The following is a 12,117-nucleotide window of genomic DNA, read 5'->3' as shown; positions in this document are numbered from 1 at the left end:
CATCTCACATCATCCGACCTTAGCGGATTCCGCGTTTGATCAACGGAATGAGCGAGTCGATCGTCGCAGGTGTTTGGACACCTGCGCCGGTGTTGATGGTCAGTCCCGCGAAATGATAAGCAGCCGAGAGCACGCATTGCGTGACCGGCAGGAAGCCTTGCAGATAAAGTTGCTGGTCGAGCGTCGCGGTGATGTATTTGCTCTGCAGCCCCGAAATCGTGGCCGGTGCCAGATCGATGCCACCAATGATGATTTGCCCCGGCTTCTTGCCAGCCTGCTGGAGCGCCTGCGGAATGAACCCGGTTACACCGCCGTGCTGAGTCCCAATCGCCTTCAGATTAGGGTGCGCCTGGATAAAGGCGACCAGGATCGGCACGGCGAGCGATGAATCGGAATCCACCTGAGGTGAGATATTGAGCCTGGTCACCTTTACGCCGGCCTTCTCCAGCGTTTCGGCAAGGCCACGGTCAGACTGACTGCGCACACTCTCGTTGAACACACCGTATTCCAGCGCCTCGTCGCCCTTCTTGATCCCAGCGTTGAGCATCGCCTGCGCGGTGATCTGCCCGCCTACGTAGAGTTCGACGCCGGCGTAGCCGAAGCCCTTCGCGTCGTAAAGTTTCTGGTTCTCGGGTAGCGGCGTGTTGCCGACGGTAACGATGATGCCCTGGTCGACCGCCTGCTTGATCAGTGGTGCGAAGGCTGGATCGCCCGGATGGCCCATGATGCCGATGCACGTCGGATGCGCCGCCATCGCCTGGCGAAACTGCGCAAGCATTGTCTCTGGGCTCCAGGCCGAGAACTGCTCGATCACCTTGATGCCTAAGGCATGCCCCGCGTCCGCAGCCCCGGTCTGACGTGGCAGCGTCGCGCCGTCGCCAGGGTTTCCGCCCATCTGCATATACATTGTCATACCGGCGCCGAGCGGCCCAGTCGTGGTCGGCTCAGTGGCACCGGCCGTCTGCGCGAGGCCAAACGCGAGAATACCCGCCCCCAGGAGGGATCCCGTCATGATCTTGATCATTTCTGCTCCTTTCTCCTGATTTAACGGCTTTATCGCCCCCCAAGCCTGAATCTTTCGCGCAACACGCGCAGCTTGGCGGGATTCTCTACCAACAGATGCAGCGTCACAGCGACGATGAACACCACCCCTTCGATCGCCTGTACCCAGAAGCCGGCGATACCTGTCGCAACGATTCCGGCCTCCAGCATGCCTATCACGAAAGTGCCGAAGAAGGTACCCACGATCGTCGCCGTGCCACCAAACACCGAGGTTCCGCCGATGAACACGCCGGCCAGCGCCGGCAGCAGATAGCCCTGCCCCTGGGTTGAAAAATAGTTCAGATTCTCGAGCGTGAGCAGCACCGTGGCGAAACCGGCCAGCACACCCATCAGCGTGAACAATTTCACCGTCTCACGCACGACATTGATGCCCACGACCTTCGCCACGTTTCGGTTGTCTCCGATGAACAGCAGGTGCTCGCCAAAACGGTGACGATTGAGGATGAACCACATGAACACTGCAAGCCCGAGCGCCCAGAGCGCTTGCATCGGGATCACACCGAACAACGTGCCCGCGAATACTGCATAGGCTGAACCGTTGGCGAGCTCCTGTAGCGCATTGGAGAGCCCGCCGGACAGGATCGAAGCAACCCCAGCCCAGAGGAACTGCGTGCCGATTGTCACGATGATCGAAGGCACACCGACCACCGCGACCAGCACCCCGTTCACCACGCCGACCAGCGCGCCGCCCGCCAATGCCGCGATCGCGGCTAGCCAGGCTGATCCGGTGGTGTTCACGCACCAGGCGAACAGGAAGCCCGAGAATGCCATCACGGAGGGGAAGGACAGATCAATTTCCCCCGCCGCAACCACCAGAGTGAGCCCGATCGCCAACACCGCCAGCGGTGGCACGGTGGTCAGGAACGAGAAGTAGATTGGCCAGCCTAAAAAGACGCGCGGTGCGGTTGCCATGAACAGGCCGACCACCGACGCGAACACGACCAGGCTCGGCACTCCCTCGATGCGTGCAAAATCCGGCAGGCGAAAACGCACCAGCCGCGCCGGCTGTTCGTCTTTTATCGGATCACTCACGTCCTTGCCCCGCAGCCATCGCCGGCCCGTGCCCGCTCTGCTGTAGCGAAATCAAGAACCGGGTGAGTTCCTCGAGGCTCATCTCACCCGACTTCATATCCGCGACGATCTGGCCACGATCGAGCACGACGAGCCGATCGGCGAGCTCGTGCACATGGGCGAGGTTATGTTCGATGTAGATGCAGGCGCGGCCGGACTCCTTGATCGACCGTACGAAGTCGAGAACCTTACGTACCTCGCTAATGGCAAGCGCAACCGTGGGTTCATCGAGAATGATCAGATCGCTGTCGAAATACATCGCCCGTCCGATCGCGATGCCCTGGCGCTCGCCACCGGAGAGTTTCGCAATCAGCGAATCCGCGTCGATCCCCACGCCGCGGAAACCGAGCTGGCGCTTCAAAATATCGTTGGCAATGCGCCGCTGTTCGGCAACTTTGATGAAGCCGAACCGGTTGGTGATCTGCCGGCCGACAAAAAAATTACGCCACAGCGGCTGCTTCTCGCCCAGCGATTTTTCCTGATAGACCGTCTCGAAGCGCAGTCGGTGCGCCTCGCGCACCGAAAAGCGGTTCCAGTCGACCTCCTCGTCGCGGATGAACAGCTTGCCCGTGCTCGGCCGCACGACACCAGTCAGTACCTTGATGAGCGTCGACTTACCCGCGCCGTTATCACCGATCAGGCCGACGATCTCGTTCCGCCCAATGGCCAGATCGATGCCGGACAGCGCCTGTATCTTGCCGTAGGACAGGCTGATACCTTGGGCGCGCACGATATGCTGATAGGCGCACGTACCGGGCGCTGCCTGGTTCGGCATCACGCCACGCTCCAGCTCGAATGACCCACAGCGATGTTGTGAACGACGACAGCCATAGATCTTTCCCCTTTGCTTATCGATCGCCGCATCAACTTACGTTGGAAATGTCCCTGAAATTTAGCAAGCCTTAGAGTCCAGTTCAAGAATCGCTTACGAGAGCGCTTATATTTCATCGGGAAAATATTAGTCCTGGGCACTTGAACAACGCACAACCTGAGGGATAGAAGAAGCGCGTCGGAAGGGTCCCCACAGGACGAGCGGCCACAAACGCCCGGTCAAAAAGGCGCGAAAAGCAGAGGTATCGGCATGCATCCGCCACGCCAGCGGCTATTCTTCAGACGCTACGACTAACGCGGTTCAGGCCGGCTCTGCGGGTCGTCGTCAGCCATTCCGCGCCCCACGCGGAAAAGGGGGGGGTGCAGCGTCTCCAGCGGCAACCGGTTGGTGATGGGCGGCATCTGCGCAGGCTGCTCCGGTGGTCTTGGCAGCGACGTTTACTGGGACGTCCAGAGTACTGGGCAAGCGTCGAGCGGCGGCAATCTACCTGCATCCAACGGGCTCACCACGGCCCAGATGAGCAACCCGGCCAGCTTCGTCGGCTGGGACTTCGGGCCGAACGGCGTGTGGGTCATGCCGACGGGCGCCACGCATCCAGTGCTGCGGTGGCAAGTGGAACATTAGCCTGGCGCGACGTTGGTGGAATTGTCCATCGCGCAGACGACCTGAGACCGCAGTGGGTCGATCCGAGCCATCGGTCTTGATGATCGCACGCGGGATGAGCGCATCGCTACGTCTGGTGACATTCGGCAGTCCAATCGATCGTATCGCGTCAGCCACAGATCAACGTAACCTCTGCATCCAACGCCACTTTCGAACCATCAAGGCCCAACTCTCTCGGCGCTCGTACGTTAGATGGCTACCCGTTTCGGCTCTTCGAATTCCGGGACGACATCCCCGATCGCGCCGATTTTTACCCTTAATCGATGCCAGCAGGGATGCAAGGACGATCAACCCACCACCGATTGCCGCAAGCACAGATACCCCTTCCCCAGGCCAAACGCTAGCGAAAGGCGCCCATCTCGCGACGCTCAGAGCGAGCGCGGCGCAACCGAACGACACAAAGCCGGATTGCACGGCCGTCATCGCTAACGGAGAAACGGCGTTGACCTGCATGACGCGCTTCGTTGCGCATACCGGTTGAAGTTCAACGCGGTCGTCGACGCCGGACATCCGGCGCAGAGCCAGATCTCGGTTACCCAGCCAAAACAGATGGCGCCGGGTTCGCAGATTCGAGCCTGGGCTGACGTATGGTGTGCGAAGCTAAACGCTTCGTTCCTGTTTCGCCCCCGAACCCGTTTGTGAAGGCCTTGTCCGTTCTCCGCCGATCGAGCAGTTCCGAATGCTCAGTGGTTTGTCCGCCTGGCCATTACGTTGCGAAAGCGTTATCCGGTCACTCCTGCCTCGCCACTCGCCGGCCAGGGCACAATGGCAGGTGGTATGGAACGCCCCGGGTACTGCTCGAGGGATGATTCGTGTGCAGTCCTGGAAAGATATGTCGGACCGCTAATACTCAACGGGAGGCGAATGCACGGCGACGAGGACGATATCGAATCAAGTTGGCCGCCGCTGCTGATCGCGCACGTATCGGAGTACGCGATCTTCAGGCTGACCGGGCACGGCGAGGTCGCCAGCTGGAACCCCGGCGCGAGACGCATCAAAGGCTACGCGGCCGATGAAATCATTGGCCGGCACTTCTCCGTCTTTTACACGGACGACGACCGGCACAGCGGTGTTCCCGACGCCGCGCTGCGCGCGGCGCGCGAGCACGGCCAATTTGATTCCGAAGGCTGGCGCGTACGCAAGGACGGCACGAAGTTCTGGGCCAGCGTTCTCATTACGCCTCTTTATGCGGCTGACGGCACCTTCATCGGCTTTGGCAAGATTGTGCGCGACACAACCGACAAACGCATGGCCTATGAAGCCGTGATCGAAAGCGAGCGGCGGTTCCGGCTGCTGGTGCAAGGGGTAGCCGATTACGCGATCTTCATGCTGTCCCCCGAGGGCCACGTGACTAACTGGAATCTGGGCGCGGCGCGGATCAAGGGCTATGAGGCCAGCGAAGTGCTCGGAACGCACTTCAGGCGGTTCTACACAGCCGAAGAGGCGGCTCAGGGTCTGCCGGAACACGGCCTGCATACAGCCGCAACGGAAGGGCGGTTCGAGACCGAGGGCTGGAGGGTCAGGAAAGACGGCAGCCGGTTCTGGGCCAATGTCGTGATCGATGCAATCCGCGACGAGGAAGGGACGCTGGTCGGCTTCGCCAAGATTACCCGCGACGTGACGGAGCGCAAGACCGCTCAGGAGCAACTGGAAAAGGCACGCGCGGCGCTGCTTCAGTCCCAGAAGATGGAGGCGCTTGGAAAACTGACGGGGGGCGTCGCACACGATTTCAACAATGTGCTGCAGGTGTTACGCGGCAATCTGGAATTGCTCGAAGGCCGCCATGGCCGTGATGCCTGGACAAGAGAGCGCCTCTACAAGGCAATTGATGCGGTCGAGCACGGGGCCAACCTGGCCTCTCAACTGCTCGCGTTCGGACGCCGTCAGGCGTTGCAGCCCATTGTCGTGAACCTGGCTGTCATGCTGCGGAGCATGGACGACCTGCTCAGACGGGCGCTGGGCGAAGTGATTGAGGTCGAAACCGTCATTGCCGGCGGGCTGTGGAACACGCTGGTCGACCCGAACCACCTCGAGAACGTGGTGTTGAACCTGGCCATCAACGCGCGCGATGCCATGCCGGAAGGCGGCAAGCTGACGCTGGAGCTGTCGAACGCCATGCTCGACGAGCACTACAGCGCGCTGGCCGCTGACGTTCGCGAGGGGCAATACGTGCTGCTCGCCATCACCGACACTGGAACAGGGATGACCCGCGATGTCCTCGAGCGCGCTTTTGAGCCGTTTTTCACGACCAAGCCGGAAGGGCAAGGCACGGGCCTGGGCCTGAGCATGGCGTACGGGTTTATCAAGCAAAGCGGAGGTCACGTCAGGATCTACAGCGAGCCCGGGCACGGGACAACCGTGAAGATCTATCTGCCCCGCTCGATGGAGAAAGCCGTTGACCTCGAACCCAGACAGCCGGTGACGCTCACCGGCGGGTCTGAAACCATTCTGGTCGTTGAGGATGACAGACGCGTTCAGGCAACCGTGGTCGAAACGCTCAGACAGTTTGGTTATACCGTACTGAAGGCAGACGACGCCCAGAGCGCGCTCGTGATCGTGCAAAGCGGGATACATATCGATCTGATGTTCACGGACGTGGTGATGCCCGGCACGATGCGCAGCACCGAACTCGCGAAACTCGCGACCAGGGTGCTGCCGCATCTGAAGGTCCTGTTTACATCGGGATATACCCAGAATGCCATCGTCCATGGCGGCCGGCTGGACACGGGTGTGCATCTGCTGAGCAAGCCGTACAGCCGGGAGCAGCTTGCATCGAAAATCCGCCGGATGCTGGGGCCGGCCGGCACGACCGAGGTGCACCCGCCGGTCGCATCGCCGTCGGCAGATTCGCCGTCGTCCGAGCCGTCTCACGCGCCAGAAAGCTTCGCAATCCTTGTCGTGGACGACGACAGAAGCGCGCGGGAGGCGATCAGTGAACTGCTGACCACCCTGGGCTATGACGTGCGTCAGGCTGCCGATGGAGAAGCAGCAATGCGCGCATTGATGACAGGGAAGACCGATGTGCTTCTCACGGACATCGTCCTTCCGGGGCGGTCGGGTATCGAGCTGGCGAGAGCTGCCGTCGAGCGCAATCCGGGCATCAGGATCGTGTTTGCTTCCGGTCGCGACGCTCCGACGCCAGAGGAGGTCGGATTCGATTGCACGTCGCTGCGCAAGCCATTCGCGATCGAACAGTTGCATGCGCTGATCGCGGCGATGCACGGACAGGTTGAACAAGGAAGAAACGGGTAAGGGCAAAGCAGTCGCCGGCAGCCGTACGGCCTCGCGCCCGCTCCCGATCAGATATCAGGACAGCGAACAGATGAGTCGTTGAATAATGGCCTTCCGGGCATTCCAAAGCCGCTCGATCGATTTTGATGACCGATCCGAAGCGAGGCAGCGCCGACGTGGGGCAACGACCGGCAAGGGCCGGCCAATTTCAGCCACTCGAAAAGGCTCGTTGGTCGTCCCCTTCCGGCTGGACACGAAACACTCGTCGATGTTGATTTGATCCCTGGTTCACCGCTCCGCTTCGCCCGTCGTCTTGCTACGAGAATCAGCGGCCCAACGCGATGGCTAGCCAGGCGATGCATCGCGGGCCCCAGCACTTCGTTGTGCATTTTCGCGGCGCCACGTCGAAACGCTGCAGCCGAAGCGGCCGTTGAACCAGCGGGAAAACGCGCTCAGCGATGAGAAGCCTACCAGCGTAGCCACTTCAGACAGCGGCCGGTCGCCGCTACTGACATACCGCATCACCTGTTCAACCCGCACCGCATCGACAATCGACAGAAAGCGGTCACCCTGACGGGCGAGGTGGCGATTCACGGTCGTGCGATCCACGCCCAGATGCTGCGCGATCCGGTCGGCCGAGCAGGTGCCAGACGGCAAAAGCGCAATGACCAGTTTCCTGACCTTGTCGGACATGGTTGCGTTGGACTGAAGCAGCATCGAATCCAGATACTGGCGCACCTGCTGCGCCATGACCGGATCGTAAGCTGGAATCGCGGCGTCGAGATCCGCTGCGAGGCACACGATGCCGTCGAAATCCTGGTTGAACTCAACGGGCGCGCCAAATACACGCGTATGCATGGCGAGGCTGGCTGGAGCGCTGTACGTGAGACAGATGGTGCGCGGCTTCCACGCTGCGCCCAGCACCAGGCCAAGCGTCCGATACAGGACGCCCAGCATCAACTCCGTTGCCTGGCGCATCGAGCCGGGCATGCCGCCCATGAGGTCTTCCCGGATGATGGCGAGTCCTGCCGTTTCCTCGACGCGCATCACCACCGCTTCGTTCTGCAGGCGCAGATAGTGCGCCATCGATTCGAGCGCGCGGCGCAACGTCGGCTGTTCCCGCATCGCAAAACCGAGAGGGCCAAGGTTGGAGAGGTGGCGGGTCTCGGCCATGCGCAGCGCGAAATCCTCGACGGCAGCGGCCTGGGCGGAGGTTTCCAGCAACCGCGCCACTGCCTCGGCCGGAATCATGATGTCGGGGTTCAGCAACGCGGAACGGTCAATGCCGGCATCACTTAACTGCTGGTAGGGATCAAGGCCCACCGATCGGGCCACTTCGACGTAACTGGTCAGGGCGGCACTGCGAAGCAGATAGGACATATGGTTTTCCCTCGTGCATCAAAATGTAAATTTTTTGCCTCAATCTGTCAAACCGCTATTTGCCAGTATCCGATACTTGCCTCCAGAGACGCGTGATGACCAACGCGTACGGAAATTCGAGAAGTTCGAGAGGAGGCGAAACAATGAGCAATGAGACGAGCCGCAGCGCGACCCCGGTCTGCGATCAGCTGCGCGCAACCGGCAACTGGAATCCCGCCTGGGATCCCATTGCAGAACTCGATCCTGTCTGGGCCGAGAAATTCATGGCGATGGGCATGCACACCGTGATGTCGGGTGTGCTGGAACCGAAGGTGTTCGAGTTCCTCGCCATCGCGGTCGACGCGTCCTGCACGCATATGTATGCGCCGGGCACACGCCGTCACATCCGCCGCGCGCTCGAACTGCGCGCCACCAGGGAAGAAATCGCTGCGGTCTTACAGGCGGTGAGCGTCCTTGGCATTCATTCCTCCAGTCTCGGCGCGCCGATCCTGCTGGAAGAACTGGCCGCCTTCGAGAAGGCAAACGTCGACGCTGCGCAGGCCGTTGCCTGACGTCAGCGCCGTCACTTCATTAATTTTCAAAAGAGGAACACAGACCATGCATTTCCTTGACGACTCCCTGCTGCCTGAAAACCAGGAAAAACTCGTGATCCAGGTGGCGCCCTATGGGCCGCAATGGATCCCCGGCGATTCGGACGATATCCCGGTCACGATGGACGAGCAGGTGCAGAAGGCCGTCGACTGCTACAACGCAGGCGCGACCGTGCTGCACGTGCACGTGCGCGAGGAGGACGGCAAGGGCAGCAAGCGTCTGTCGAAGTTCAACGACATGCTTGCCCGTCTGCGCGATGCTGTGCCGAAGATGGTGCTGCAGGTCGGCGGCTCGATCTCATTCGCGCCGGAGAATGAAGGCGAAGCGGCCCAATGGCAAAACGATGACACACGTCACATGCTCGCGGAGTTGAACCCCCGTCCGGATCAGGTCACCGTCGCGATCAACACCAGCCAGATGAACGTGATGGAGTTGATGACCGAGGCCGACATCGCGGGTACCTCGCTCATGAACCCGGCGCTGCAGGCTGCCTATCGCGACATGATCGTGCCGTCCAATCCCTCATGGCACGTCGAACACATCAGGCGTCTCGTCGCCAACGGCATCCAGCCGCAGTTCATGCTGGGGAATCTGACGCAACTCGAAACGGTCGAGCGTCTTATTCGCAACGGTGCGTATAGCGGTCCGCTGAATATCAATTACGTGGCAATTGGCGGCGGCGCGGCCGGGTTGCATCCCGCCGACATGATCGAGTTTGCCCGCCGCACCCCGGAGGGCGCGGTGCTTACGTTCGAAACGCTGAACCGGAACGTGGTGCCGATGAATACGCTGGCGATTGCGCTGGGCCTGCATGTACGGGTCGGTATCGAAGACACGCTGTTCGGCCCGAACGGCGAGCGGGCGACTTCAGTGCAGCAGATCGAGCAGATGGTGCGCATGGCGCGCGAGCTCAATCGCGACATCGCGAGCGGCGAGGATGCCCACCGCATCTATCAGATCGGCACCCAGTGGGGCTCGGTCGACGAGACGCTGGACAAACTGCGCATGGTCCCTAATCGCACGTCCGGCCGGCGCGACGTGCCGGCACGCAAGGCTGCCTGAGGGGAGATAACGGGGCGCAACGCGGCAGCGTATCGCGTTGCGCCTCGCTCTGAACCCTCTCAGGCATGGAGACAGATGATGTTCTGGAAGAAAAACCCCTCTGCGGTTCTGGCATCGCTACTGGTGATCCACTTGCTGGCACATATCGACCGCAATATGCTGCTCGGTTTCTCGCCGCAGATCATTAAAGATCTGGCGCTCAGCAACACACAATACGGCTTTCTGGTCGGCGCGGTATGGGTGCTGAGCTTCGGCGTGATGGCGATGTTCATGGGCACCCTTGCGGACCGCTTCAGCCGCACCCGGGTCATCGCCGCCGGCGTGCTGATCTGGAGCGCCTGCACGCTGGCCTCGGGCCATGCCCAGAGCTTTGAGCAGATGGTGGTGGCGCGCTTTTTCGTTGCCAGCGGCGAGGCGGCGCTGGTACCTGCCGCGGTGGCCCTGCTGGCTGAACTCTTCTCGGAGAAGCGACGAGGCACGGCACTGGGACTGTTCTTCATGGGGATCCCCATGGGCGTCGGCTGCAGTTTCCTGCTCGCCGGCAGCTTTGGCGCCACGCATGGCTGGCGGACCACGTTCTATGTCCTTGGCATCATCGGCGTCGCCGTTGCCTTGCCGCTCGCGCTGCTCAAGGAAGACCGTAGCCAACTCGCACCGCAGGAACGCGGCGCGCCGTTCCTGCCGCAAGCGCTGGCGGTGTTGCGCACCGTCGGTGGCAACCGTGCGCTGGGCTTCGTGATCGTTGGTTTCGTACTGGTCCACCTCGTTTTTGCCAGCTTTTCCTTCTCGCAGTTGTGGCTCGTCAACGAACGCGGCATGAACGCGGCTGGCATTGCCACCAGGATCGGCGCGCTACAACTGGTGTTCGGCACGCTGGGCGCGGTGATGGGTGGCGTCATGGGCGATCGTGTGGCGAGCAAACTGCGCGGCGGACACGCCAGCTTCATGGCGCTCCTTGTCGTGATCTGCGCGCCGTTGATGCTGGCCTGTCGTTTCGTCCCGGTCAGTTCGCCGCTGTTCTACATCGGCATGTGCGCGGGATTCTTCCTGCCGCTGGCGGTGTACGGCCCGGGGGCGGCGGCGATCATGAGCATGGCACCCCAGAAGATGCGCTCGACGATCTTCGGTTTCACGATGCTGTCGATCAACGTATTCGCCCTTGCCATCGGCACCGTGGTCATCGGGATGGCCGCCGACCATTTCATCAAGGCTGGCGCCACCGCTCCGCTGACGGGTGTCCTGATCGCCACCGACGTGCTGACGATCAGTTCGGCGCTGTTTTTCGCCCTCGCGGCGCGCGCCTCGCGCAGGCAGCGTGCGCTCGCGCTGCAAAACATACAACCTGCGAGGTAATGGAAATGCAAGACCAACATCGAAATCTGGAAGGGCGTGTCGCCCTCGTCACCGGTGCCGGTCGTGGGATGGGCGGTGCCATCGCCGTTGATCTGGCCCGCGCCGGTGCACGGGTCGCGATCTGCGATATCGACATGCCGGCCCTCGAAGAAACGCGCGCTGCCGTGGAAGCGGCCGGCGCACCGTGTCTGGCGCTGCGCTGCGACGTCTCGTCCAGCAGCGAAGTCGCCAACCTGTTCGCCGCGATCGTCGAGCGTTTTGGGACGCTGCACATTCTCGTCAACAACGCCGCGCTCGTGCCGAACACGCCGATCGATACGGAACGCCGCAACAGGCATTACGCCTATATCACCACGCCCGTGCCGCGGCAATCGCTGGCTTTCACCAGCAGCATCAGCGACGAGGAGTGGCATCGTTACTGGGACGTCAACGTGCACGGCCTCTTTTACTGCACCCGCGAAGCGCTCAGGCTGATGCAGCCGCAGCGCGACGGCAGGATCATCAACATCGCGTCGATTGCGGGCATCTCGGCCATGAGCGCCCATAGCCCGCACTACAGCGCCACCAAGGGCGCGGTGGTCGCCTTCACGAAGTCGGTCGCAGCCGAAGTCGCGGGTGCCAATATCTTCGTCAACGCGATGGCGCCAGGGGGTGTGGCCACTCCCGAATTCACGGAATACTTCGAGGCCGCCGGTGAGGAAAAGCGCAACCAGTTCTGGCAAGTGGTGCCAGCCGGACGCCTGGGCACGATGGAGGAATACGCCTCGATGGTGACCTATCTGGCCGGCGACCACTACCTGGTCGGCCAGGTGATCAGCCCGAATGGCGGCGTAGTGATATGACCGGGTGCGCCGCGTGACCTGAAGCGATCA

9 protein-coding genes and 1 pseudogene are annotated in these 12,117 nt (G+C 61.6%); 6 read left to right on the top strand and 4 right to left on the bottom strand.

Going from position 1 to position 12,117, the window contains the following annotated elements; all coding sequences use genetic code 11:
• Positions 1–19: 19 nt before the first annotated feature.
• From OKW30_RS12380 to OKW30_RS12370, 3 genes are read right to left on the bottom strand one after another with little or no spacing between them, the layout of a single operon-like run.
• Positions 20–1,024 (bottom strand): substrate-binding domain-containing protein, encoded by a 1,005-nt coding sequence (locus OKW30_RS12380; RefSeq protein ID WP_429292600.1) that lies wholly within the window; start codon positions 1,022–1,024, stop codon positions 20–22.
• Between the two features lie 29 nt (positions 1,025–1,053).
• The gene (locus OKW30_RS12375; protein ID WP_429346816.1) at positions 1,054–2,094 is read right to left on the bottom strand and encodes an ABC transporter permease; all 1,041 of its coding nucleotides are present in this window, start codon (positions 2,092–2,094) and stop codon (positions 1,054–1,056) included.
• Positions 2,087–2,908 (bottom strand): ATP-binding cassette domain-containing protein, encoded by an 822-nt coding sequence (locus OKW30_RS12370; protein WP_429346815.1) that lies wholly within the window; start codon positions 2,906–2,908, stop codon positions 2,087–2,089. Before OKW30_RS12370 ends, OKW30_RS12375 begins: the two co-directional genes overlap by 8 nt.
• A gap of 450 nt (positions 2,909–3,358) precedes the next feature.
• Here OKW30_RS12370 and OKW30_RS12365 point away from each other — a divergent pair.
• Both OKW30_RS12365 and OKW30_RS12360 read left to right on the top strand, forming a co-directional pair.
• Positions 3,359–3,589, top strand: a pseudogene (locus OKW30_RS12365) (filamentous hemagglutinin); the annotation flags it as partial.
• 903 nt (positions 3,590–4,492) lie between these two features.
• Entirely contained in the window at positions 4,493–6,880 is a 2,388-nt protein-coding gene (locus tag OKW30_RS12360; protein WP_429346814.1) for a PAS domain S-box protein, read from the top strand.
• A gap of 324 nt (positions 6,881–7,204) precedes the next feature.
• Here the strand turns inward: OKW30_RS12360 and OKW30_RS12355 are convergent, their stop codons facing one another.
• The gene (locus tag OKW30_RS12355; protein ID WP_184070107.1) at positions 7,205–8,239 is read right to left on the bottom strand and encodes an AraC family transcriptional regulator; all 1,035 of its coding nucleotides are present in this window, start codon (positions 8,237–8,239) and stop codon (positions 7,205–7,207) included.
• Positions 8,240–8,382: 143 nt separating this feature from the next.
• On the opposite strand from OKW30_RS12355, the gene OKW30_RS12350 reads away from it, so the two are divergent.
• The 4 genes from OKW30_RS12350 (at position 8,383) to OKW30_RS12335 (ending at position 12,087) form a co-directional block, all read left to right on the top strand.
• Entirely contained in the window at positions 8,383–8,790 is a 408-nt protein-coding gene (locus OKW30_RS12350; protein WP_429347747.1) for a carboxymuconolactone decarboxylase family protein, read from the top strand.
• 46 nt (positions 8,791–8,836) lie between these two features.
• On the top strand, positions 8,837–9,892 hold the full coding sequence (locus tag OKW30_RS12345) for a 3-keto-5-aminohexanoate cleavage protein (protein WP_429346813.1): 1,056 nt from the start codon (positions 8,837–8,839) through the stop codon (positions 9,890–9,892).
• 78 nt (positions 9,893–9,970) lie between these two features.
• Positions 9,971–11,245, top strand: a complete 1,275-nt coding sequence (locus tag OKW30_RS12340; RefSeq protein WP_429346812.1) for an MFS transporter — start codon at positions 9,971–9,973, stop codon at positions 11,243–11,245.
• A gap of 5 nt (positions 11,246–11,250) precedes the next feature.
• Complete coding sequence (locus OKW30_RS12335; RefSeq protein ID WP_184070103.1) at positions 11,251–12,087, top strand: SDR family NAD(P)-dependent oxidoreductase; 837 nt, start codon at positions 11,251–11,253, stop codon at positions 12,085–12,087.
• Positions 12,088–12,117 lie beyond the last annotated feature (30 nt).

The sequence above is a fragment of the Paraburkholderia sp. Clong3 genome, assembly GCF_050436485.1.
In the GTDB taxonomy this organism is placed as follows: Bacteria; Pseudomonadota; Gammaproteobacteria; order Burkholderiales; family Burkholderiaceae; genus Paraburkholderia; species Paraburkholderia tuberum.
This window is presented reverse-complemented; position numbering and strand designations above follow the sequence as displayed.

What these genes read in the sequence shown, in the direction of transcription:
- OKW30_RS12350 (WP_429347747.1), top strand. Translation starts at nt 8,383, where the DNA reads ATGAGCAATGAGACGAGCCGCAGCGCGACCCCGGTCTGCGATCAGCTG.
- OKW30_RS12380 (WP_429292600.1), bottom strand. Translation starts at nt 1,024, where the DNA reads ATGATCAAGATCATGACGGGATCCCTCCTGGGGGCGGGTATTCTCGCG.
- OKW30_RS12345 (WP_429346813.1), top strand. Translation starts at nt 8,837, where the DNA reads ATGCATTTCCTTGACGACTCCCTGCTGCCTGAAAACCAGGAAAAACTC.
- OKW30_RS12355 (WP_184070107.1), bottom strand. Translation starts at nt 8,239, where the DNA reads ATGTCCTATCTGCTTCGCAGTGCCGCCCTGACCAGTTACGTCGAAGTG.
- OKW30_RS12360 (WP_429346814.1), top strand. Translation starts at nt 4,493, where the DNA reads ATGCACGGCGACGAGGACGATATCGAATCAAGTTGGCCGCCGCTGCTG.
- OKW30_RS12370 (WP_429346815.1), bottom strand. Translation starts at nt 2,908, where the DNA reads ATGCCGAACCAGGCAGCGCCCGGTACGTGCGCCTATCAGCATATCGTG.
- OKW30_RS12335 (WP_184070103.1), top strand. Translation starts at nt 11,251, where the DNA reads ATGCAAGACCAACATCGAAATCTGGAAGGGCGTGTCGCCCTCGTCACC.
- OKW30_RS12340 (WP_429346812.1), top strand. Translation starts at nt 9,971, where the DNA reads ATGTTCTGGAAGAAAAACCCCTCTGCGGTTCTGGCATCGCTACTGGTG.